20 protein-coding genes are annotated in these 23,401 nt (G+C 69.6%); 8 read left to right on the top strand and 12 right to left on the bottom strand.

The annotated features are described in order from the left end of the window. Genes vanX through J5V16_RS03010 form a run of 3 tightly spaced genes read right to left on the bottom strand, consistent with a single transcriptional unit; the run spans position 1 to position 2,609 of the window. Positions 1-609, bottom strand: coding sequence for a D-Ala-D-Ala dipeptidase VanX (vanX, locus tag J5V16_RS03020; protein WP_208494531.1), 609 nt, complete (start codon positions 607-609; stop codon positions 1-3). Next, positions 599-1,639: a D-alanine--(R)-lactate ligase gene (gene vanA / locus J5V16_RS03015; protein ID WP_208494530.1), complete on the bottom strand. Its 1,041-nt coding sequence runs from the start codon at positions 1,637-1,639 to the stop codon at positions 599-601. The genes vanX and vanA overlap by 11 nt, the downstream gene beginning before the upstream one ends. Next, entirely contained in the window at positions 1,632-2,609 is a 978-nt protein-coding gene (locus J5V16_RS03010; RefSeq protein WP_208494529.1) for a D-isomer specific 2-hydroxyacid dehydrogenase family protein, read from the bottom strand. The genes vanA and J5V16_RS03010 overlap by 8 nt, the downstream gene beginning before the upstream one ends. A 130-nt stretch (positions 2,610-2,739) precedes the next feature. Between J5V16_RS03010 and J5V16_RS03005 the strand changes: the two genes are divergently transcribed. Beyond that, entirely contained in the window at positions 2,740-4,086 is a 1,347-nt protein-coding gene (locus J5V16_RS03005; RefSeq protein ID WP_243900716.1) for a UDP-N-acetylmuramoyl-tripeptide--D-alanyl-D-alanine ligase, read from the top strand. On the opposite strand, the gene J5V16_RS03000 is transcribed toward J5V16_RS03005, so the two are convergent. Continuing rightward, entirely contained in the window at positions 4,078-4,911 is an 834-nt protein-coding gene (locus J5V16_RS03000) for a hypothetical protein (RefSeq protein ID WP_208494527.1), read from the bottom strand. The genes J5V16_RS03005 and J5V16_RS03000 overlap by 9 nt on opposite strands. Before the next feature lie 78 nt (positions 4,912-4,989). Further along, positions 4,990-5,922 carry an aldo/keto reductase gene (locus J5V16_RS02995; RefSeq protein ID WP_208494526.1) on the bottom strand — a complete coding sequence of 311 codons (933 nt, stop codon included), beginning with the start codon at positions 5,920-5,922 and terminating at the stop codon, positions 4,990-4,992. Between the two features lie 126 nt (positions 5,923-6,048). On the opposite strand from J5V16_RS02995, the gene J5V16_RS02990 reads away from it, so the two are divergent. Further along, on the top strand, positions 6,049-6,930 hold the full coding sequence (locus tag J5V16_RS02990; RefSeq protein ID WP_208494525.1) for a LysR family transcriptional regulator: 882 nt from the start codon (positions 6,049-6,051) through the stop codon (positions 6,928-6,930). Between the two features lie 21 nt (positions 6,931-6,951). Here J5V16_RS02990 and J5V16_RS02985 read toward each other — a convergent pair whose 3' ends face one another. The 5 genes from J5V16_RS02985 to J5V16_RS02965 form a co-directional block, all read right to left on the bottom strand. Next, positions 6,952-7,641 carry a hypothetical protein gene (locus tag J5V16_RS02985; protein ID WP_208494524.1) on the bottom strand — a complete coding sequence of 230 codons (690 nt, stop codon included), beginning with the start codon at positions 7,639-7,641 and terminating at the stop codon, positions 6,952-6,954. Positions 7,642-7,666: 25 nt separating this feature from the next. After that, positions 7,667-8,560, bottom strand: a complete 894-nt coding sequence (locus J5V16_RS24145; protein WP_408612371.1) for a carbohydrate ABC transporter permease — start codon at positions 8,558-8,560, stop codon at positions 7,667-7,669. A gap of 26 nt (positions 8,561-8,586) precedes the next feature. After that, positions 8,587-9,603: an ABC transporter permease gene (locus J5V16_RS02975; RefSeq protein WP_208494522.1), complete on the bottom strand. Its 1,017-nt coding sequence runs from the start codon at positions 9,601-9,603 to the stop codon at positions 8,587-8,589. Positions 9,604-9,696: 93 nt separating this feature from the next. Next, complete coding sequence (locus J5V16_RS02970; protein ID WP_208494521.1) at positions 9,697-11,376, bottom strand: ABC transporter substrate-binding protein; 1,680 nt, start codon at positions 11,374-11,376, stop codon at positions 9,697-9,699. 403 nt (positions 11,377-11,779) lie between these two features. Next, positions 11,780-12,733, bottom strand: coding sequence for a glycoside hydrolase family 43 protein (locus J5V16_RS02965; protein WP_208494520.1), 954 nt, complete (start codon positions 12,731-12,733; stop codon positions 11,780-11,782). 238 nt (positions 12,734-12,971) lie between these two features. Here J5V16_RS02965 and J5V16_RS02960 point away from each other — a divergent pair, with 238 nt between their 5' ends. Continuing rightward, entirely contained in the window at positions 12,972-14,363 is a 1,392-nt protein-coding gene (locus J5V16_RS02960) for a glycoside hydrolase family 43 protein (protein ID WP_208494519.1), read from the top strand. 72 nt (positions 14,364-14,435) lie between these two features. Here the strand turns inward: J5V16_RS02960 and J5V16_RS02955 are convergent, their stop codons facing one another. Together J5V16_RS02955 and J5V16_RS02950 are read right to left on the bottom strand one after the other, a co-directional pair. Further along, positions 14,436-15,746, bottom strand: a complete 1,311-nt coding sequence (locus tag J5V16_RS02955) for a ricin-type beta-trefoil lectin domain protein (RefSeq protein WP_208494518.1) — start codon at positions 15,744-15,746, stop codon at positions 14,436-14,438. Positions 15,747-16,003: 257 nt separating this feature from the next. Further along, positions 16,004-16,771 carry a FadR/GntR family transcriptional regulator gene (locus tag J5V16_RS02950; RefSeq protein ID WP_208494517.1) on the bottom strand — a complete coding sequence of 256 codons (768 nt, stop codon included), beginning with the start codon at positions 16,769-16,771 and terminating at the stop codon, positions 16,004-16,006. A gap of 130 nt (positions 16,772-16,901) precedes the next feature. On the opposite strand from J5V16_RS02950, the gene J5V16_RS02945 reads away from it, so the two are divergent. From J5V16_RS02945 to J5V16_RS02925, 5 genes are all read left to right on the top strand, one after another. Next, a complete protein-coding gene (locus tag J5V16_RS02945; protein ID WP_208494516.1) occupies positions 16,902-18,170 on the top strand; it encodes an ABC transporter substrate-binding protein in 1,269 nt (422 codons plus the stop codon). Continuing rightward, positions 18,171-19,133, top strand: a complete 963-nt coding sequence (locus J5V16_RS02940; protein WP_208494515.1) for a carbohydrate ABC transporter permease — start codon at positions 18,171-18,173, stop codon at positions 19,131-19,133. Beyond that, positions 19,133-19,960, top strand: coding sequence for a carbohydrate ABC transporter permease (locus tag J5V16_RS02935; protein WP_208494514.1), 828 nt, complete (start codon positions 19,133-19,135; stop codon positions 19,958-19,960). The genes J5V16_RS02940 and J5V16_RS02935 overlap by 1 nt, the downstream gene beginning before the upstream one ends. A 1-nt stretch (position 19,961) precedes the next feature. Then, on the top strand, positions 19,962-21,200 hold the full coding sequence (locus tag J5V16_RS02930) for a mandelate racemase/muconate lactonizing enzyme family protein (RefSeq protein ID WP_208494513.1): 1,239 nt from the start codon (positions 19,962-19,964) through the stop codon (positions 21,198-21,200). A gap of 35 nt (positions 21,201-21,235) precedes the next feature. Continuing rightward, the coding region (locus tag J5V16_RS02925) for an RICIN domain-containing protein (protein ID WP_208494512.1) at positions 21,236-23,401 on the top strand (2,166 nt) is incomplete at its 3' end.

Raw genomic sequence — 23,401 nt, 5'->3', positions numbered from 1 at the left:
TCAGGTGATCGGGAAGTCGAAGTACGTGTCCGGGAAGGGCTCGTTCTTGAGCGTGTAGTGCCACCACTCCCATTGGTAGGGCGCGAAACCGCAGTCCTCCATGATGGAGCGCAGGAGTCCGCGGTTCGCGGTCTCCTCGCGGGTGGGGCCGGCGGCGCCGTGGTGGGAGAGCGGGTCCATCAGGTCGTGGTGGCCGCCCATCGGGACGGGTTCGCCGGTGTCGAGGCGGCAGAGGGTGAGGTCGACGGTGCTCCCCCGGCTGTGGCCGGATTTCGGGGCCACGTACCGCTTCGCGACCATTTCAGTGCGGTCGATGTTCGGGTAGTGGCGGGCCTTCGTGCGCCCGTCCTCGGGGAGCGCCGCCCACTGCAGGAACCGGTCCACGGCGCGCTGCGGCCGGTACGCGTCCCACAGCAGCAGGCCGAGGCCCATCGCCTCCGCTTTTCCTTGCGCCTCGCGCAGGGCCGCGCAGAGCGCGCGGGTCCCCACGATGCGGTCGGTCAGGTACCCCTCGACGGGCGCGCCGGTGAAGTTGTCCGGTCCGGCGTACCGCGCGTCCCAGCGCGCGCCGGGCACCAGTTCGTCGACGTACGCGAAGTCATCCCGCAACGGCCGTTCCCTCCAGCGCCAGCGCGACCAGCCGGTCGATCACCTCGGCGAGCGGCAGCCCCGACGCCGCCATCATTCTCGGGTAGCGGCTGTAAGAGGTCAACCCGGGCATGGTGTTCACCTCGTTCAGGACGACGGTGCCGTCTCCTTTGAGGAACAGGTCGACCCTTGCGAGGCCCCGGCATCCGAGGGCGCGGTAGATCGCCTTCGCGGTCTCCTGGACGAGTGCGCGCGAGGCCGCGGGGATGTCGGCGGGCACGATGAAGGTGGCGTTCTCGGACCCGGTCTCCGGCGCGTCCTCCTGGTGGATCCTGAAGAAGCCGTGGGAGAGCGCGACGCGGTCGACCTCGCCGGCGTAGAGCGCGGTGCCGTTGCCGAGGACGGCGCAGCCGATCTCCTCGCCCTCGACGGCCGCTTCGATGAGGACTTTCGCGTCGTACCGCCTGGCGGTCGCCATGGCCTCCTCGAGGTGGTCGGGGTGGTCGACCTTGGTGACGCCGAACGAGGAGCCGGAGCGGGCGGGTTTGACGAAGACGGGGTAGGGCAGGGTCTCGGCGTCGGTCTTCTCGTCGGGGCCGACGGTCCGGAAGCCGGGCACGGCGATGCCGGCGTCGCGCACGACGAGGTAGGCGAGGGTCTTGTCCATGCACAGCGCAGAGCTCTGCACATCGCAGCCGGCGTACGGGATGCCGGAGAGTTCGAGGAGGCCCTGGATGGCGCCGTCTTCGCCCTGCTTGCCGTGGAGCACGGGCAGGACCGCGTCGAGCGGGATCGTCTTGTGTCGGCCGCCTTCGAAGACGAGGAGGCCGCGGGTGCCGCGGTCGGGCGAGAGGATCGCGGGCAGGCCGTGCTCCCAGCCGGGTTCGGGTCCGTCGCAGAGCCGCCATTCGCCGTGTTCGGTGATGCCGATGAAGTGCGGCTCGTACCGGTCGCGGTCCAGGCTGTCGGCGACTTCGCGGGCGGATTTGACGGCGACGGCGTGCTCCTCGGAGCGGCCGCCGAAGACGACGCCGACCTGCAGTTTAGCCATGCTGGTTTCCCTTCTCGAAGTTCAGGCAGTTCACAATGGACTGCTCGACGATGTCGCCGAGCGCGTGGTCCGTGTAGTAGGCGGTGTGCGGGCTGATGAGCACATGGGGCATTTGCTGGAGGCGCAGCAGCGGCTTGCTCCCGACGGGCCGGTCGCGGCGGTCGGCGTAGAAGACGCCTTCCTCGCCTTCGACCACGTCGAGGGCCGCGCCGCCGAGCCTGCCGCTCTCCAGGGCCGAGACCAGGGCTTCGGTGTCGATGAGCGCGCCGCGGCCGGTGTTGACGACGACGGCGCCGGGTTTCATGAGCGCGAGGCGCCCGCGGCCCAGGAAGTGGTGCGTGCCCGCGTTGAGCGGGGTGTGGAGGGTGACGATGTCGCTGCGGCGCAGCAGGTCGTCGAGGGGCGCATACTCGGCGGCCGCCTTGGGGCCGTTGTCGTGCGCGAGGATGCGGCAGCCGAAGCCGCGCAGCCGGTCGATGACCGCCGATCCGATGCGGCCGGTGCCGACCACGCCCACGGTGAGGTCGCGCAGTTCCCTCCCGCGCGTCTCGTGGAGGCGGTAGTCGTGCACGTCGGCGCGGAGGACCGTGGACTTGGCGTGCCGCAGGGACATCAGCATGAGCATGAGCGTGTAGTCGGCGACGCTGTCGGGCGAGTAGGCGACGTTGCCGACCTCGATGCCGAGGCTGCGGGCGTACTGGACGCTGATGTGGTTGTAGCCGATGCTCCTGGTCGAGATGTAGGCGACGCCGGCTCGGCTCAGCGCCCGGAGGGCGGCGCCGGTGACGCGGGTCTGGTGGCCGATGCTCACGCAGCGGCAGCCCGCCGCGAGGCCGGCGTTCGCCTCAGTCGGCGCGGCGTCGGTGATGCGGGGCGCGACGCCGAAGCGCGGCGCGAGCGCGCGGAACAGCGCGGCCTCGTCCTCGCCGCATCCGTAGACGGCGATGCCGACCGGTTCCCTGTTGGTCATGCGCACAGTCAACGGGGCCGGGCGTTACCGGGGCGTATGGCGTTTTCGATACGCGCGCGATAGGCGCTTATCGGGGGCGTATGGAAAAGCGCATACGCCCCCGCAACCACGCGGGTCATTGGATGGGCGCATGATCCCATTCAGTCTCAAGGAGATCGCCGCCCTCGCGGACGGCGCGGTCGCGGGCGATCCCGATGTCATGGTGACCGCCCCGGCGGTGCTCGACGGCCGCCTCGCCGAGCCGGGCGGGCTGTTCGTCGCGTTCGACGGCGAGCGGGTCGACGGGCACGACTTCGCGGAGCAGGCCGGGAAGGCCGGCGCGGTGGCGGTGCTGGGCTCGCGGCCGACGACGCTGCCCACGGTCGTCGTCGCGGACGCGCGGGCCGCGCTGCAGGCGCTCGCCGCCAAGGCCGCCGCGCGGTTGCGGGGCGGGCTGACCGTGGTCGGCGTGACCGGTTCACAGGGGAAGACGAGCACCAAGGACCTGGTGGGGGCGGTGCTGTCGAGCGCGTCGCCGACGGTCGCCACGGCCGGGTCGATGAACAACGAGCTCGGCGTGCCGGTCACGATCCTGCGCGCCGACCCCGGGACTCGTTGCCTCGCTTTGGAGATGGGGGCGCGGCGCGTCGGCGACATCGCGGCGCTCGCCGCGCTGGCGCCGCCCGACATCGGGGTGGTCCTCAACGTCGGGCAGGCGCATCTCAGCTATTTCGGGACGCGCGAGGCGATCGCCGAGGCGAAGGGCGAGCTGGTGCGGGGCCTGCGGCCCGGCGGCACGGCCGTCCTCAACGCCGACGATCCCGCCGTGGCCGCGATGCGGACGCACACCGACGGGCCGGTCATCACCTTCGGTTCGGCTCCGCACGCCGATGTGCGGGTGGCGAACTTGATGTTGGACCGGCGCAGCCGGCCTTCGTTCACCTTGCACGCCAGGGGCATTGAGACGCGGGTCGCGCTGCCGTTCGTGGGTGCGCACCAGGCGCTCAACGCTGCGGCCGCCGCCGCGGCGGGGCTCGCCGCAGGGGTACCGCTCGAGCAGGCCGCCGCAGCGCTCGCGGGGGCCTCGCTGTCGAAGTGGCGCATGGAGCTGCGGGAGCTGCCCGGCGGCATCACGCTGCTCAACGACTCCTACAACGCGAATCCGGACTCGGCCCGCGCGGCCCTGGACGCGCTCGCCGCGATCGAAGGCGGGCACCGCATCGCCGTCCTCGGCGACATGGCCGAGCTCGGGGACGCGAGCGAGGCCGAGCACCTCGCGATCGGACGGTACGCGGCCGCTAAGGCGGACATCGTGATCGCGGTCGGGGCCGCGAGGCCGGTGACGGACGGGGCGGGCGAGCGCGGGATCGCGCTGGCGGACAACGCGGCCGCGATCGAGTGGCTTCGCGCCCGGCTCGAACCCGGCGACATCGTCCTGGTCAAGGCCTCGCGGGAGGCCCGCCTCGACGAGGTCGCGGAAGCCATCGGGTCAGACTGACGCTTCGAGGCCCGCGCGGTCCTTGTCCTTCAGGCCCGCCTGGGCTTTCCTGACCGCTTCGCGGAGCTGGGCGGCGAGGCCGATGCGGCCGTCGTCCTCGAAGAGGGCGTTGCGCATGAACGTGACACCGCGCAGCCGCCCGTACCGGTCCACGGTGGCGCGGCAGAGGCGGCTCGTCGAATACGCCTCGTAGCGGTACGAGTCCCCGCTGCCCTTGCCCGAGCCGATCTCCGGGAAGAGGTCGTGGCGGCCGATCTCCTTCGCGCTGCGCCAGCGCCGCTGCTCGGCGTCGACCCAGGCGCGGACGATGCACACGCCGAGGGTCTTGCCGCCCATGCGTTCGGCGCCGCGCAGCAGCTGGAGGTCGAGCATGGTGCCGTCGAGTTCGAGGGTCACCGAGGCGACGCCGTGGGGTTCGCGGCCGGTGAACTCGCTGCCGGGGTCGACGATCTCGTCGGCCTGGTCGCGGAAGTCGGAGTGGAGTTTGGCGATCTCGCGGATGACGAGGTGCTGGGCGGTGAGTACCTGCCGGGGGCTCATGCCGTCCACCGGAGTACCATCCACAGTGGAGCGAACGACGCGCCTGACGCCGCCGGCGTACTGGGGGTGGCGATCGCCGGTCCGCTCGATGAGTTCGCGCACCCGCGCCTTGTCCGGGTGCTTGCCGAGGTGCCGTGCGAGTGCGGTGTCGAAGACGCGGCGCACCAGGATGCGGTAGGACGCGCGCTCCTTGTCGGGGAGCTCGCGGTAGGCGATGCGGGCCTCGCGGCTGCCGGTCTGCATGTAGGTGACGAGCGCCCTCGGGCCGGGCACTGGTGGGGTCATTGGCGTCCTTGTCCTGGGCGGGCCACCGGAAACCCGCCCAGTCTACAAACGGAGCGCAAATCTATAGTGGACGGCTGCTTACGGGACGGTGTACCCGGCGGCGCTCAGCAGCTCGTACCACTCCGGGCGCGTCAGCGGGACGTCCGAGCCCTGGGCGGAGGCCGCCACGCGCTCGGGGTTGGTCGTGCCGATGACGACCTGCATCTGCGCCGGGTGGCGGGTGATCCAGGCGACCGCGATCGCGATCGGCGGCACGTCGTACTTGGCGGCGAGGCGGTCGATCACCTCGTTCAGCTCGGGGTAGCGCTCGGAGCCGAGGAACGGGCCGGTGAAGAAGCCCGCCTGGAACGGCGACCACGCCTGGAGGGTGATGTCGTGCAGGCGGCAGTAGTCGACGATGCCGTCGTCACGCGACACCGACTGGTCCAGGGCCTGCATGTTCGCGGCGATGCCCTGGGCGATCAAGGGCGCGTGCGTGATCGACAGCTGCACCTGGTTGGCCACGATCGGCTGGTCCACGTACTTGCGCAGCAGGTCGAGCTGGCGGGCGGTGTGGTTCGAGACGCCGAAGGCGCGGACCTTGCCGGCGGCCTGCAGGTCGTCGAAGGCGCGGGCGACCTCCTCGGGCTCGACCAGCGCGTCCGGGCGGTGCAGCAGGAGGATGTCGATGTAGTCGGTGTCCAGCGCCTCGAGCGACTCGTCGACGGACTCGACGATGTGCTCGTACGAGAAGTCGAAGTACGGGCCGGGGTGCATGATGCCGGTCTTGGTCTGGATGATCAGGCGCTCGCGCTCGGCGGGCGTCAGCTTCATGGCCTCGGCGAAGCGTCGCTCGCAGCCGTGGCGGCCGTTGCCGTAGAGGTCGGCGTGGTCCAGGAAGGTGATCCCCGCGTCGGTCGCGGTCTTGAGGAGGGTGCGCACCTCCTCGTCGGTCTTCTCCTGGATGCGCATCAGGCCGAGCACCACGTTCGGTGCGGTGATGTCGGTGCCGGGCATGGTGAAGGTCTTCATCGGTCTCTCCTCGCCGGAGCGGTCAACACGAGGCCCGGATGGGGCCGTGCCGACCATGCTAGGTACCGCTAATCTAGAAGTCCAACAACTGCCGATCATGGCATTGAGAAGCACGGGAAATCATTCATGGATCTGCGGCAGATGGAGTACCTGGTAGCGCTGGCGGATGAGAGGCACTTCACTCGCGCCGCCGAACTCACCGGCATCTCCCAGTCCGGACTCTCGGCCGCCATCAGGGGGCTCGAGGAGGAGCTGGGCACGAGCCTGTTCATCCGGACCACCCGGCGGGTCGAGCCCACCGAGGCCGGGTTCGCGCTGCTGCCGTTCGCCAGGGCGATGCTCGAGCAGGCCGCGGGCGCGCGCGACGCGGTCGTCAAGGCCAGCCGCGACCTCTCCGGGTCGCTGCGCATCGGCTCCGAGCAGTGCCTGGGCCTGGTCGACATCGGGTCCCTGCTCGACCGGTTCCACCGGCGGCACCCGCGCGTCGAGACCCACTTCGTGCAGTCGGGCTCGCACGACCTGCTGGGACTCCTGCGGGGCGGGGAGCTGGACGTCGCGTTCGTCGCCACCGACCGGCATCTGAGCGGCCTGCCGCGCCTGGAGATCGGCCGCCAGCCGCTGCTCGCGCTGCTGCCCCACGACCATCCGCTCGCCTCGAAGGCCTCGGTGCGGTGGGAGGCGCTGGCGGACGAGGCGTTCATCGACTTCGGGCCGTCGTGGGGGATGCGGACCTTGAACGACGACGCGTTCGCCGCGCGCGGCGTGCACCGGCGCGTCAGGTGCTCGGTGAACGACGTCCACACGCTGCTCGACCTCGTGTGCCGCGGGCTCGGTATCGCGGTGGTGCCGCGGCATGTGGCCGCGAAGCCGCAGGCGAACGGGCTGCGGGCGCTGCCGATGGCCGATGACCCTCCGGAGTGGACGGTCTCGGCGGTGGCGTCGGGGCTCGACCGGCCCGACTCCCCCGCCGCGCACTTCCTCGAGCTCGTCCAGGAGCCGCGCGGCTGAGGCCCTCAGGCGCGCAGCGGGTCAGTCCTGGACGGTGAACCGCTTGGTGACGTCGGCGACGACCGGCCGCACGAGCACCCACAGCATCAGGGCGAACGCCCAGGCGACCAGGAGCAGCACGGCCTCGGAGGCGAGGGCCACGACCCCGACGGCCACGGCGATCAGCAGGAGCATGCCGAGCGAGGCCTTCCAGGAGAGGAAGAACTCCGCGGCCGCCACCCGCAGCACGTCCCGGAACCGGAACGAGAAGAACGAGGACACCACGAGCAGGTGCCCGGCCCACACGGCGAGCACCGCCAAGAGGACCGCGCACACCGGCCGCAGCAGCGCGCCCCCGGCGACCTGCTCCGCGAAGAGCACGTTCACCGCGAGCACCGTCGCGACCGCCAGCACCGGCACCCACCAGGCGAGGGTGTCGCGCAGGTTCATCCGCAGGCCGCGGAACAGCGGCCGCGCCGGGCTCAGGTCCGGCTCCTTCTCCCAGGCGCGGTGCGCGTACAGCGCCGCCGAGAGCGCGGGCGCGGCCGGCAGGAGCGCCGCCACGAACCACGCGACATTGCCGGGAGCAGGGGCGAGCAGCATCCACACCAGCAGCGTCGGCACCCCCGCGACCGCGAGGAACACCCCGAGGACCAGGTACCGGTAGACGGCGGCGGTGAACCGGGAGAGCACTCCCGGACCGATCTCCCCCGCGTGCTGCCGCATGCTCATGCTGTCGCCCCTTCCCTTGCGCGCATTAGCCCTTGACCGATCCAAGCATGACGCCCGAGACGAAGTACCGCTGGACGAAGGGGTAGATCGTCAGGATCGGGATGACGGTGAGGATCATCGTCACCGCCTGGATGTTCGCCGAGACCTGCGCGGTCGTGCTGCCCGCGGCCGCGGCCCCTTCGGAGGCCGTGGTCGACGCGCCCGCGATGAGGTTGCGCAGGAACAGCGTGATCGGGAACAGCTCGCTCTTGTCGAGGTACAGGAACGCGGCGAACCAGTCGTTCCAGAACGCGACCGAGTAGAACAGCACCATCGTGGCGATGACGGCCTTCGACAGCGGCAGCACGATCCGGCCGAAGATGCCGTACCAGCCGAGACCGTCGATCTGCGCGGCCTCCTCGAGCTCCTTCGGGAGGTTCTCGAAGAACGCCTTCATCACCAGCAGGTTGAACACCGAGATCGCGCCCGGGAGCACGATCGCCCACATGGTGTTCTTCATTTCGAGCGCCGAGATGAGCACGTAGTTCGGGACGAGGCCGCCGTTGAAGAACATCGTGAACACGGCGATGCCGATGAGCACCTTGCGGCCCTTGAGGTGCGGCTTCGACAGCACGAACGCGTACGTCGTGGTCAGCGTCATGGCGATCGCCGTGCCGACCACGGTGTACAGCACCGTGTTGCCGTAGTTGCGCCAGAACATGTCGTTCGACATGACGGCCGCGTACGTGTCCAGGTTGAACCCGACCGGCAGGAAGTTCACCTGGCCGGCCTTGATGGCCCCGGAGGAGCTGAACGACTGGGCGAGCACCGTGATGAACGGGTACAGCATCCCCACGCACAGCAGCACGAGCAGGGTCGCGTTGACGGCGCCGAAGACGCGCTCGCCCCTCGTCCGGGCGGTCCCCCGCGGCTTCACCATCGCGAGGTCGGTCGTGCGTACATCGGTCACCACAGGCTCGTCCCCGTCGTCCGCCGCGAGATGAGGTTCGCGGAAAGCACCATCACAAGGCCGATCAGGGCCTGGAACAGGCCGATCGCCGTCGCATAACTGAGATTGTTCGACACGAGGCCGACCCGGTACAGGTACGTCGAGATGACGTCGGCCGTCTCGTACGTCAACGGGTTGTACAGCAGGAAGACCTTCTCGAAGCCCACGTTGATGAACATCCCGATGTTGAGGATCAGGAGCGTCACCATAGTGGGGCGGATGCCCGGCAGCGTGACGTGCCAGGTCTGGCGCCACCGGCCCGCGCCGTCGATCTTCGCCGCCTCGTAGAGGGAGTCGTCGATCGAGGTCAGGGCCGCCAGGTAGAGGATGGTCCCCCAGCCGACCGTCTGCCACACTTCGGATCCCACGTAGATGAAGCGGAACCACTCGGCGCGCTGCAGGAACGGCACCTCCTCGCCGCCGAAGGCGCGGATGATCTGGTTCACCGTGCCCTCCAGCGACAGGAGCTGCATCAGCATGCCGACGATGATGACGATCGACAGGAAGTGCGGCAGGTACGAGACCGACTGCACGAACTTCTTGAAGTACTGCTGACGCACCTCGTTCAGCATGAGCGCCAGCACGATCGGCAGCGGGAAGCAGACGATCATCGTCAAGGCGCCCAGGACGACCGTGTTCGTGAAGACGTGCCAGAACGACGGGTCGTTGATGAACATCTCGATGTAGCGCAGGCCGACCCACTCGTCGCCGAAGACGCTCCCGCCGGGGCGGAACCTGCGGAACGCGATGACGTTCCCCAGCATCGGGCCGTACTTGAAGATGATGAAGAAGATCAGCGGCACGACGGCCAGCGAGTACAGCTGCCAGTCGCGCTTGAAGGCCTCGCGCCAGGTCTGCTTCCGCTTGCGGGGCCGCGCCTTCGGCTGCGCCCCGCGCGGCCGCGCGGGCGCGGCGTCGGCGATGGCCCCGCGCGCCTCGGCCCGCGGGGACTGCTCGTCTTGTGTGAGGGACATAGATGCGCCCTCCCGTCCGAGGCGGGGGCAGAGCGGCTGATTCGTGAATGCGGCGGAGCCGTGTTCACCAGCCTCCCCGCCCCCGGCGGCGGACTAGGAGTTCTCCTCCTCGAAGCGTTCGCGAGCGGTGTTGATGAGGTCGACGTACTGCTGCAGGCCCTGGGCCTCGAGTTCTCCCACGTAGTCGTCCCACTCGGCGATGTCGCGCTCGCCGAGGATGAACTTCAGCGTGTTGGTGTCCACAGTGTCCTTGAGCGGGGTCGCCATCAGCGAGGACGACTCCAGCTCGGCCTCGTCCAGCGGGGCCGGCGGGTTCGGGTCGCGGGGGGTACGGCTCGAAAGCACGGCTTCGACATACTCGACGAAGGTGGGCGAGTTGTAGGACTCCTTCAGCGCCCGCGACTCGGACGAGTCGGCGAACACGGCGTTCGACCAGCCGAGGTCGCGCTGGATGTCCGTGGGCGCACCGGGGTTGATGTTGTAGGCGTTGAGGGAGAACTCCGGCTTGAGGGTGATCTTGCCGGAGGCGTCCTTGGTGTAGGTCTCGTCGAGCACGCCCCAGCGGATGAGCTCGCGGGCCTCCTGGTTGTAGTACAGCCAGTCGAGGAACTGCAGGATCGCGACGAAGTTCTCGGAGTCGGCGATCTCGGCGTTCAGCATGAAGCCGTTCCAGAAGTTGCGCGGTTCCACGATCTGGCCGGCCGGGCCGCCCGGCGGGGGGATCACGACGACCTCGTGGTTGCCTTCGCCGACCGTCTCGTTGAGGGCCTGCTGGAACTCGATCGCGGTGCCGGGCGAGCCGGACGCCGCGAACACGAGGTTGCCCGCGACCTTCTCGGTCACGCTGCCGCCGCCGCTGCCGTCGTTCGCCGCGGTCATCGAGTCGGTGTCGAGGAGGCCGTCCTCGACGAGGCCGCGGAAGAACTCGACCATCTGCTTGTAGCCCTCGGTCACGGCGGTGTACTCGAGCTTGCCCGAGCCGTCGTCCACCATGCCGTTGCCGAAGCCCCAGCCGGCCCGCGCGCCCCAGGCGTGGGAGGCGTAGTTCAGCATCGACGCGCCCTCGAAGCCGTCTGCGAGCGGCTTGGAGTCGGGGTACTTCTCCTTGATCTTGACCAGCGCCGCGCGCATCTCGTCCCAGGTCTGGGGCACGCCCGCGCCGACCTCTTCGAAGACGTCCTTGCGGATGACGACGGTGAAGACGGGGACCGAGACCTCCTGGAGGCCCGGCAGCATGTAGTACTTGCCGTCGGCCTGCTTGAGGTTGTTGACCATGTCGCCCAGGTCCCACTCCTCCACGTACTTCTGGAAGTTGGGCATGTGCTCGACGTAGTCGCTCATCGGCAGGATCGCGCCGGAGGAGACGAACGAGCTCTCGTCGCCGGTGTAGACCAGCGGGATGACCGTGGGCGCGTCGCCGGCGCTGATGAGGAGGCTGCGCTTCTCGGTGGCGTCACTGAACGGGATGTTCGTGACCTCCATCTTGACGTTGGTGCGCTTCTCGACCTCCTTGAAGAACTGCCACTGATCGGTGATGGGAAGGTCCGGCCAGTCGGTCCACAGCACTGACAGGGTGAACGGCTCGGTGGCCGTGAACTGCATGTCGGCCGCGAAGTTCTCCATCGCGCCCTTGGACTGCGCTTCGACGTCGATCTCGGTGCCGCCGTCGTCGCTGCAGGCCGCGAGGGCGGCCGCACCGCCCGCGGCGAGCGAGAATCCGATGACCCTGCGACGGGTGGCTCCACTGGGCGTCCGCCCGAACACACTCGACATGTCTCTCCTCCTTGAGATGGCCCAAGACTTCGCCCCGAGCTTCTCTTCGGGCGGGCGAGGTTGCACTGCCGTAACGATCGAAACTTTCGGGGCTATTTCCGATAACTTCCAGAGCTTACGTACCACGAGCAGTGATGTCAATAAATCTCCCCCGGTGGCTTGAGAAATACGCTGCGTGACCTCGGAGAACACTCGGAAACCGCGACAAAGGGGACGGCGTGAGAGCGCCTTCCTGCAGGCAGTGCCGGGAATGCTGTCAGTCTCGGACCGTCTTACCGGAAGGCCCGCCTTTCGCGCCGATTCGGCGGTTCGACGGCGTTCGGCCGGGCGCCAGGCAAGCCTTCTCCAGACCGGTCCGAGACTCGGCCGGGTCAAGAAACGACCGGAACTTTCAAAGCCCGGATCACGCCCAGGCCTTCGCGAGGCGCTCGTACTCCTCGGCGGTCACCGGGAGGACGACGCCGTGGCACGGGTCCGGCGGCAGCCGGAAGTCGGCGGCGGAGGTCCACTGCCCGCCCGCGAGGTCGTCGGTCTCGAAGGGCACGTACCGCCGCTCGGGGGTGAACTCGTCGATCCAGAGGTACCACTTGTCCTCGGTGTTCGACTTGTAGACGAGGGGGCCTTCGCCCTGCTTGACCGCCCCGAGGCCGATACCCTCGGCCAGCGGCGCCCACTCGGCGGCCGTGAGCGAGGCGGCGGCCTCGGAGAACACCGACTTGCCTTGCGGGGCAAGGCCGCCGCGGGCGCGCTCGTCCTTGAGGAAGCGGTAGTAGCGGCCGTCGTGGTCGATGACGGTGGCGTCGATCGTCTGCCAGCCGCGGTCGATCCACGTGCGCGCCTCCGAGAACTCCCGGAAGTCGCGGGTGAGGGCGTACATGATGCGGTTGTAGCTCTCGCCTTCGTGAGCGGCGTCGGCGTAGACGGTCGAGGACCAGTGGACGAGGTAGGCCTCCTGCTCGGGGTCCCACACGGACTCGGGCGCCCAGGTGTTGCCGGCCTCGGGCGGCGCGACCTCGATGAGGCGGCCCTCGCCCCAGTCGACGAGGTCCCGCGACTCCCACACCATGATCGAGCGGCTGCCCCAGCGCTGCATCTCGTCCCAGTCGGTGCGCTCGAATACGCGGAGGTCGGTCGCGACCATGAAGAACCGGTCGCCTTCCGGGGAGCGGACGATGTGCGGGTCGCGGACGCCGCGGTCGCCCAGGGTCGAGTACAGGACCGGCGCGCCGCCGTTGAGGTCGTCGAAGTGCAGGGGGTCGTTGCCGTCGCTGAGGGCGAAGTGGATCTGCTCGCCGTCGGCGGACTCGCGCTTGAAGTGCACGTAGAGGTAGCCAGCGTAGTCGGGGTGAGTGGACATGGCGCTCCTGAGTGGTGTTCGATTCCGGGGAATTGTGAAGGATCACGATAGCCGCGCGGATCGACCGTGCCAAGGCCTGCGAAGGAAAAGATCAGATGACCGTAGGCATCGAGTTATTTACATATCTGGACACTATGGATACCCTGAGCTCTAGTTTCCGAGATTTCGATGGATTCATCGAAAGTTTCGAGGACGATCGCACGACTCCTGAGGCGCGTGAGCGCCGGAAAGGTTCCCCATGACGACCCGCATCCCGCGTCGGCGCAGGATCGCCGCGGCGCTCGTAGCCGCGTTCGCGGCGGCCTCGCTCAGCGCGACCGCCGATCCGTCGCCCGACCCGGCACAGGCCGACAACCCGATCATCCAGACCATCTACACCGCCGACCCCTCGCCCCTGGTCCACAACGGCCGGCTCTACCTCTACACCGGCCACGACGAGGACGGCTCGACCTGGTTCACCATGAAGGAGTGGCGGGTCTGGTCCACCGACGACATGGTCAACTGGACCGACCACGGCTCGCCGCTGAACCTCGACACCTTCTCCTGGGCCCGGCAGGACGCATGGGCGGGCCAGGCCGTCGAGCGCAACGGCAAGTTCTACTGGTACGTCCCCGTCATCAACGACGCCACCGGCCGGCCCGCCATCGGCGTGGCCGTCGGAGACAGCCCCACCGGGCCGTTCCGGGACGCGCTCGGACACCCGCTGGTCCAGAACGGCGAGATCGACCCCACGGTCTTCATCGACACCGACGGGCAGGCCTACCTGTACTGGGGCAACCCGAACCTCTGGTACGTGAAGCTCAACGCGGACATGATCTCCTACTCGGGCGGGATCAACCGCATCCCGCTCACCACGCAGGGCTTCGGGACGCGGCCGAACAGCACCGACCGGCCCACCCTCTACGAGGAGGGGCCGTGGGTGTACAAGCGCAACAACCTGTACTACATGGTGTTCGCCGCCAAGTGCTGCTCGGAGTTCATCGCGTACTCGACGGCCCCCGGACCGACCGGGCCGTGGACGTACCGGGGCACGATCATGCCGACGCAGGGCTCCAGCTTCACCAACCACCCCGGGGTCATCGACTACAAGGGAGGGTCGTACTTCTTCTACCACAACGGCGCGCTGCCGGGCGGCGGCGGCTTCACGAGGTCGGTGGCCGTCGAGAAGTTCACCTACAACGCCGACGGGACCTTCCCGACCATCAACATGACCACGGCCGGAGCGCCGCAGGTCGGGACCCTCAACCCTTATGCGCGCCAAGAGGCCGAGACCATCGCGTGGGCGACCGGGGTGGAGACCGAGCGCTCCAGCGAGGGCGGCATGAACGTCGGGTGGATCGAGAACGGGGACTCCATCAAGGTCAAGGGCGCGGGCTTCGGCGCGGGCGCCAAGTCGTTCACCGCGCGGGTCGCCTCGGCGACCGGCGGCGGCGCGATCGAACTGCGGCTCGACGGGCCGAACGGCCCGCTCGCGGGCCGCTGCACGGTCTCGGGGACCGGCGGGTGGCAGAACTGGTCGAACGTCTCCTGCCCGGTGACGGGCGCGACGGGGACGCGGGACCTGTACCTGAAGTTCACCGGCGGCGGCGGTTACCTCTTCAACGTGAACTGGTGGCAGTTCACCGCGTAGCGGCTGCGGCGCAAAGGAACGGGCCTCCCTCGCGGGAGGCCCGTTCATTCATGTGATGCGCTCACTGTCGGATCAGACGAAGGACCATTTCTGGCTCGAGGAGCCGTTGCAGCTGGCCAGGACCACGCCCGTGCCGTTCGCGGTGCCGTTGTTGACCGTGCCCAGGCACAGCCCCGACTGGACGCCCGTGACCGTGCCGTCGGCGTTCACGTTCCACTGCTGGTTCGCGCCGGTGTGGCAGTCCCAGATGATGACCCGGGTGCCGGGGGCCGTGCCCGCGCCCTCCGCGTCGAGGCACTTGCCGCCGTAGACGCTCAGCTGCTTCGACGCGGTGCGCGTCCACTGCTGGTTGGAGCCGGTGTGGCAGTCCCACAGCTGGGCGAGCGCGCCGTTCGACTGCGACTGGGCCGCGACGTCGAGGCAGCGGTTCGCCGCGGTGTTGCGGACCTGGTCGGTCTCGGCCGGCGGGGTCGAGGAGAACTGGCTGATGAAGTTCCAGACCTCGTTCTTGACCCAGCTGCGGGCGCCGCTCTCGCAGCCCGTGCAGCCGTCCACCGGACCCTGCTGGTGGCCGCCGTCGAACGCCGCCCACCGGACCGGGTAGCCGGCGCGGCACGAGTAGTTGGTGGTGATGTGGGTGCCGCTGCCCGAGGCCGGCTCGCGCGGGCTCAGCGCCGCGCAGCCGTTGTTCGCCACGAAGCGGTCGCGCATCGCGCGGGCGTTCGGCATGCTGTCGGTGACGCCCTGGATGCCGAAGTAGGCCACGGCGCCGGTGCCGCCGCTGCAACCGCTGACCGGCCCCGGCACGGCGATCGCGATCACCGCGCGGAACACGGTCGGGCGGGCGCACGCCAGCGCGTAACTGATGGCCCCGCCGTAGCTGAAGCCCAGGGAGAACCGCTGCGACTCGTCGACGCAGAGGTCGGCTTCGATGCGGCGGATCATGTCATCGAAGAAGACGATGTCCCGGCCGTTCGGGTTGGCCCACGCGTTGTCGAGGCCCTGCGGGGCGACGAAGATCGCGGAGCCGCCCGAGAGGGCGTCGAGACCGTAGTGGGCGTAGACGGCGCCGTCGGAGCCGCCGCCGGCGACCTGCTGGGCGGTGCCACCCCACCAGTGGTTGCCGAAGATGAGCTTGTGGGGCTTGTTGCGGTCGTAGCCGGCGGGGATCTTGAGGATGAAGCTGCGGTTGATGCCGCTGCTCTGGATGGTGTGGGTGCCGCTGGTGAGGGTGGGGGCCTTGCCGCAGCCGGTGCTGGCGGCGGCGGTGAAGTCCGCTGTGGACTGCTCAGGCGTCCCGGCGGCTTGCGCGGTCGCGCCTCCGGCCATCGCCATGACGATCGCGGCCGCGAGGCACGCGAGAACGGATCTGATTCTCGACATCGAGGGAACTCCTTGTGGTCAGGCTCGTCGGAGACCTGTGGGGCGGCATCGCATGAGAGGTCCGTTGCGGAGGTTGCGGCCGGACGCTGGTTGAGATCGCTCCCAAGCCGGGCGGGGATCAGGCCGTACGGTGCCTTGAATATCGATGTGAGTCTATATAGATTGGATGTATGCGGTCAATACCCGAGGCGGTGGAGAAGTTTGCCGGAGTATGTCCACCGGTTGCGGCGCAAGACATCCGACCACTGGGCGGCGGTTCAGCGCGCCAGGCGGTCCGGGTCGCCCTGCTCTCCGCGGCGCACCAGCCACGCGTCCGTGATGTGGGCGAACATCGCCTCGGCCGCGCCCTCGGGGTCGCGGGCCGCGATGCGCTCCAAGATTCGGCGGTGACCCTGGTTCGAGGCCTCGCACAGGGCTCGCTCGGTCTTTCCCATGTAGCTGGCGGTGTTGATGACCTGGCTTTCGAGCGAGCGGACGACGGCGCGCGCGATGCGGTTGCCGGAGGCGCGCATGACCGTGTCGTGGAAGGCCCGGTCGTGCTCGTGGTAGGACGCGGGGTCGTCCACGAGCGCGTCCATGCGGTCGACCAGGTCGCGCATGCGGGCGACGGCCGCTTCGTCGGCGGCACGGGCCGCGACCTGCGCCATGTCGGACTCGAGGAGGCGGCGGGTGACGACGAGGTCGTCCAGGATGCCGAGGGTCGCGTCGTCCTCGATGGTCTCGGCGAGCACCGCTTCGTCGAGCAGGTTCCAGGAGGTCGAAGGCAGCACGGCGGTGCCGGAGCCCTGCCGGATCTGGACCAGGCCCTTCTCCTGAAGGACCTTCACGGCCTCGCGGACCACGGTGCGGCTCACCGAGAACGCGGCGCAGAGGGCGTGCTCGGCGGGCAGGGTCGACCCGGGCGGGTAGTCGCCGCGCACCACGCGCCGCACCAGCTCCTCGGTGACGGCCTTGGCCAGGTTGGCGGGCCGCCGCGACCATGCGGGCGGGGCGGGCTCTTCGGTGATCGGGCGGTGCAGTGCCATCGGTCCTCCGTCAGGGGTCGCGGGCAAGTATACGGCATCACTCCATTGACGTAAGACGTCATACAAGTTATGTTTACCGCGATCCTGTGAGCCGGATCCCTCCGGCACCCCTACAGAGAGTGATCTTGCAATGAAGCGACGAGCACTGTGGTCGACCGCCCTTATAGCGCCCCTCGCGCTGTACGGATGCGGCAGCGCCGCCGGACCGGACTCCGGATCGGGAGGCGACGGCGGCACCCTGGTGGTCTGGGACTGGAAATCCGGCGACGCGACCGCGACCTCCTATGTAGAGGCGGCGAAGGCCGACTTCGCCGCGAAGCACCCGGACGTCGAGGTCGAGTTCGTGGCCCAGCCGTTCGACCAGTACTACAACCTGCTCGGCACGGCCATCCAGTCCGGCGAGGGCCCCGACGTCATGCTGTTCAACGGCGGCGGGCAGCTGCGCGAGCGCACCGACGCGCTGCTCCCACTCGAGGACTACCTCGCCGAGGACATGGACCGCCTCGCCGGCTGGGAGGCGTTCTCCGCCGACGGCCACGTCTACGCCGCCCCCGTGACCCTGCAGGGCCACCCGATCTACTACAACAAGGCGCTCTACACCGAGGCCGGGCTCGACCCCGAGGCCCCCGCCGCCACCTGGGACGACTTCCTCGCCGACTGCGCGCAGATCGAGGAGGCCACCGGCGCGAACTGCTTCGCCCTGGGCAACAAGGAGGGCATCGGCATCCAGTTCTTCCTCTCCGGGATGGGACCGGGCGTGCTGAGCCCCGAGGAATACGACGCGTGGATCGCCGGCGACCGCGACTGGACCTCCCCCGACGTCAAGCGCGTCTTCGAGATGTGGGTCGAGGCCGAGCAGGCCGGGCTCAACAACGACGGCGTCAACTCCACCGCGATGTTCAACGACGAGTTCGCGATCTTCGACGCAGGGGACGCCGCGCACGTGATCGGGCTCATGTCCGATGTGGGCCACTGGAAGGACTTCGCCGAGTTCATCGGCCCCGAGAACGTCGGCGTCATGCCCGCCCCGCTCGCGAACCCCGTGGCCGACCCGAGCCTGCCCTACGACGGCGGCATCGGCTACGGCGTCGCCGAATGGACCGAGGACCCCGAGCTCGCCGCCGACCTCGTCCGCTCCCTGTCCTCGACCGCCGCGCTCGAGGCGTTCTACGCCGACGCCGGCGCCATCGCCGCCGACACCACGATCGACGCCTCCAGCTCCGGTCCCGCCACCGCGGCCATCGTCGACCAGCTGCAGACCGGCAAGCCCGCGCTGCACGTGGCGCTCTCGGCCGAGACCTTGGAGCTCATGGGGCGGCTCTCGCAGCAGCTCCTGAGCGGATCGGTCACCGTTGACGACGCGCTGGCCCAGCTCGCCGAGAGCGACCAGGCGGGCTAGATGCCGACCGCCACCACCGACTCGCCGGTCCGGACTGCACTCCGGACCGGCCCCGTAACCCCGCGGCGCCGCGCGAGATCCGGGCGCGGCGCCGCGGGCCGGTCCCGGGCGGAGCGGCTCGCGCCGTACGTCCTCGTCGCCCCCGCGGCGCTCATCATCGCCGTGTTCCGCCTGTACCCCTTGGGACTCGGCGTGAACTTCTCCTTCACCGGCGACGGCGACCGCAACGGGCAGGCCGTCGGCCTGGACAACTACGCGGCGCTGTTCGAGGACCCGCTGTTCCTCGCGTCCATGAAGAACGTGGGGCTGCTCGTGCTGCTCCTGCCGGTGGCCGTGGCGATCCCGGGGCTCCTCGCCACCTTCATCTACCTGCGCGTGCCCGGGCACCGCGTGTACCGGAGCGTCTACTTCTTCCCCGCCGTCCTCTCCCCCGTCATCATCGGCGCGATCTTCAACCTCCTGCTCGCCTTCGACGGACCCGCCAACGCGCTCCTCGGCACGGTCGGCCTCGGGCCGGTCGACTGGCTCGGCGACCCCGACATCGCGATGTACGCCGTTGTGGGCGTGCACATCTGGGCGACCTTCGGCATGGCGCTCGTGGTGTTCCTCGCCGGGTTCGCGACCCTGGACGCCTCGCTCATCGACGCGGCGCGCGTCGACGGCGCGTCGCTGCCGCGCGTGGTGCGGCACGTGATCGTGCCCGGGCTCTCGCGCACCATCCAGTTCGTCGTCGTCACCACGATGATCGGCATGCTCACCTCGATGTTCGGCCTGCTCTATGTGATGACCGGCGGCGGCCCGGAGGGCTCGACCTACCTGCCCGAGTACTACATCTGGTTCCAGCAGGGCCAGATGGGCCGCCCCGCCCTCGCCTCCGCGGCGTCCACCGTCCTCTTCTGCGTGATGCTCGTGGTCGGCCTCGCCCAGATCGCGGTCCTGCGCCGCGCCGGGAGGGAGGACTGATGAACGCCCTCCGCGCCGGCCGCTGGCTCGCCGCGATCCCCATGGCCGCCTTGGCGATCGCCACCGTCTACCCGCTCGTGTTCACCGCCAACGTGGCCATGAAGACCCGGCACGAGTACGTGCTCGACCGCTTCGCCCCCGCCGAGGGCCTGCGCTGGGACGCGTTCGCGACCGCGTGGGCCAGCGCCGACATGGGCCGGTACCTCGCCAATTCGCTCATCGTCGTCGGCGGCGCGGTCGCGCTGCTGCTGCTCTTCGGGTCGATGGCTGGGTTCGCCTTGAGCCAGTTGCGGTTCCGCGGCTCGCGGGCGCTGTACCTGGCGTGCCTGGCGGCGCTGTTCATCCCGTTCCAGGTCATCATGGTCCCGCTCGCGCGGACCATGGGCCAGGCCGGGCTCGTCGACACCTATCCGGGGCTGATCCTCGCGTACACCGCGCAGTTCCTGCCGTTCACGGTGTTCCTCATGACCAGCTACTACAGCGGCATCCCGGCCGAGATCGTCGACGCGGCGCGGATCGACGGGAACTCCGCGTACGGGGTGTACGGGCGGATCATGCTGCCGCTGGGGCGCCCGGCGCTCTTGTCGGTGGGCATCCTCAACGCCCTGTTCTGCTGGAACGACGTTCTCATCGCGCTGCTGCTCATGCCCTCGGCCGAGCACCGCACGCTCATGGTCGGGGTGACCTCGCTGCGCGGCCAGTACTCCGCGGACATCCCCACGTTCGCCGGGGGCGTGCTCATCGCGGCCCTGCCGGTGCTCGTGCTCTACCTCTGCTTCCAGCGCCAGATCGCCACCGGCGTGACGGCCGGCTCCACGAAGGGATGACATGCGGATCACCGGTTACCGCACGCTGACGACGATCCAGGAATGGGCGCGGCCCGTCGGCGACGCCAACGGCGTCTTCGCCGACGGCGTCACCTCCGTCCCGCTCGTCCTGGTGGACACCGACGAGGGCTTCACCGGCGTCGGCATCGGCTCGCACGCCGGGATCGAGCACGTCTTCGGGGCGATCGAAGGCGAGGACCCGCGCGCCGTCACCGCGCTGTACGACCGGATGCTGCGGCACGCCTTCAAGGCCGGGCACGCGGGAACGGTGTTCGCGACCATCGGCGCGCTCGACACGGCCCTGTGGGACCTCAAGGCGCAGGCCGCGGACGAGCCGCTGTGGCGGTTCCTCGGCGGCCGGGACCGGATCGTGCCCGCGTACGCGTCCGGGCTCGACATCGGCCTCGGCGACGAGGACCTGGCCGCGGCCTACCGCGTCTACGCCGAACGCGGACTGCGGGCCGCCAAGCTCAAAGGCGGTCTCGACGTGGAGGCCGACCGGCGCCGGCTCGGCATCGTGCGGGACGTGCTCGTCGAGGCGGGCACCGCGCGGCCGGGGCTCATGCTCGACGCGAACGAGACGTGGTCGCGCAAGCAGGCCGTGCGCCACGTGCGCGAGATCGAGTCCACTATGGATCTGATTTGGATCGAGGAACCGGTGCGGCGCTGGGACGCCGAGGGTCTGGGGGTCGTGCAGCGGGGCGTGCGCGCGGCCGTGGCGACCGGCGAGAATCTCACCGGGATCGAGCAGTTCCGCCCGCTCCTGCAGGCGGGCGCGGTCGACGTCGTCCAGACCGCCGCCGTCGGCGGCGTCACGCACTTCCTGCGGGTCGCCGCGCTCGCCCACGCGTTCGACCTGCCGGTGAGCCCGATCGGGAACGTCCCGGTGGGGCTGCTCCACGCCGCCACGTCCGTCCCCAACCACCTCGTCAGCGAGCTGCAGGACCTGCGCCCGCCCGTCGGCGTCACCGCCGACCTCGACATCGAGGACGGCGCGTTCGTCCTCGGCGACACCCCCGGCCTGGGACTCACCGTCCACACCGGGGCCATCGCCGGACTGGGCCGCGAGCCCGGCCCGGCGGACCCGGCCGGGCCGGGCGTACGGCCCGCCCGCGCCGGACTGCAACTGCTCGCGACCACCCTTCGCGCGCAACGCGACACGACCGACCGATCCCCTGCCCGCCGCGGACTGGAGGAGACCGAGGCGCCACCCGCCTCGCGGCGCGCACCCGCCACCTGACCGACCGCCTCGCCAATGAAGGAAAGGCACGACCCATGCGGCACTCACCCCCATTGTTGTGTTCCCCCAGGAAGAAGCTCACCGCACTCGCTGCGACCCTGCTTCTCGCCGTCGCCGGGGCCCTCGCGGCCCTCGGCGCTTCCCCGGCACAAGCGCAGACCGCCTACACCTACCACGTCTCACCCAACGGCAACGACAGCAACCCGGGCAGCTCGACCCAGCCGCTCAAGACCCTGACCGAGGCCCAGCGGCGGGCCAGGCAGTCCGCCGCGGCGGGCGACGGCGACGTCACCGTCACCCTTCTCGCCGGCACCTACCGGCTCACCAGCCCGCTGCGGTTCAACGCGACCGACAACGGCCGCAACGGGCACACCGTGACCTGGAAGGCCGCCGACGGGGCCGCCCCGGTCGTCACCGGCGCGCAGCCCGTCACCGGCTGGGTCCTCGACGACGCCGCCACCGGGATCTACCGCGCCGACGTGGGCACCGGGTTCGACACCCGGCAGCTCTACGTCGACGGCGTGCTCGCCCAGCGGGCCCGCACCGGCATCGCGCCCGGCGACATGACGCTCAACGCGAGCGGGTTCACCCTCAACAACGGCAACTTCGACTACCTGGCCGGCCTGCCCGACAAGCAGCGCATCGAACTCCAGGCCATGCTGTCGTTCACCAACCGGTTCGCCCCCGTGCAGGGCATCAGCGGCCGCACGGTGACCATGCAGCAGCCCGCCTGGAACAACAACACCTACGGGTACGACACGATCCAGAGCCCGTTCCGCAACCCGCAGTTCTTCCTGCTCAACTCCAAGCGCTTCCTCGACCAGGGCGGCGAGTGGTACCTCGACACCGCCGCCGGACGGCTCTACTACAAGCCGCTCTCGGGCCAGAACATGGCGAACGCCAAAGTGGAGCTGCCGCGCCTGAAGACCCTCTTCGAAGTCGGCGGCACGTACGACCAGCCCGTGCGCGGGCTCGTGTTCTCCGGGCTCACCTTCACCGGCACCACCTGGACCGAGCCGGGCTCGAACAACGGGTACGCCAACCAGCAGACCGGCACGTTCATCACCGGTGTGCAGCAGCACCGGCCCGCCGACGCGTTCACCTCCTGCCGCTCCGGCTGCAAGGGCTTCGAGGCCGCGCGCAACGGCTGGGCGCAGATGCCCGCCGCGGTGCAGGTCTCGGCCGCCGACGGGATCACCTTCTCTGACAACAGGTTCGTGAACCTCGGCTCCGTCGGGCTCGGCATCGGCAACGACGCGAACGCGCACGCCACCGGTGTGGGCCTGGGCGCCAAGAACGTCAAGGTCACCGGGAACGAGTTCACCTCCAGCGCCGGCGGCGGCATCGTGGTCGGCGGCGTCCGGCCCGACGCCCACCACCCGTCCGACGCGCGAATGCTCAACAGCGACATCCTCATCAGCGACAACAGCGTGTACGCCACGGCGCTCGAATACCTCGACCACGCCGCGATCCTCGGCACCTACGCCACGCGCCTGACCATCTCCCACAACTACGTCTCCGACATGCCCTACAGCGGCATCAACGTCGGCTTCGGCTGGGGCGCCAACGACCCCGGCGGCAGCCCCGAGTACCTCAACCGCGGCCTGTACGACTACCAGCCGATCTACCAGACGCCCACGACCCTGCGGGAAGTGCACGTCACCGGCAACCACGTTCGCAACGTCGTGAGGACGCTGTGGGACGCGGGCTGCATCTACTCGCTCTCGGCCCACCCGAGCAGCACCATCTCGGGGAACTTCTGCGAGAACAGCGGCCAGCTCGGCCTGTACTTCGACGAGGGCTCGCGGTACTTCTCCGCCACCGGGAACGTCTTCCGCAACACCGCGGGACAGTGGGCGCACGCCAACAACCAGAGCGGCAACCTCACCGGGAACATCACGCTGACCGGTAACTTCACCACCAACTCGGCGATCACCGGGCTCGTGGACGGCCAGCGCGGCAACACCGTCAGGAACAACACCACGTTCAACGCCGGCTCGCCTCCGGCCGAGGCGTCCCGGATCATGGCCGCCGCCGGCCCGAGGGACGACGGCGGCGGTTCGACGACGGGCGCGTTGCGTTCGGCGGCTTCGAACCGGTGCTTGGACGTGCCGAACCAGTCGACGACGAACGGCACGCAGGTGCAGATCTACGACTGCTGGTCCGGCGCGAACCAGCAGTGGACCTACACGGCCGCAGGA

It is taken from the genome of Glycomyces niveus (genome assembly GCF_017592475.1).
Classification (GTDB): Bacteria; Actinomycetota; Actinomycetes; order Mycobacteriales; family Micromonosporaceae; genus Glycomyces; species Glycomyces niveus.
Note: the sequence above shows the minus strand (reverse complement) of the source record. Positions and strands in the feature narration are given on the sequence as shown.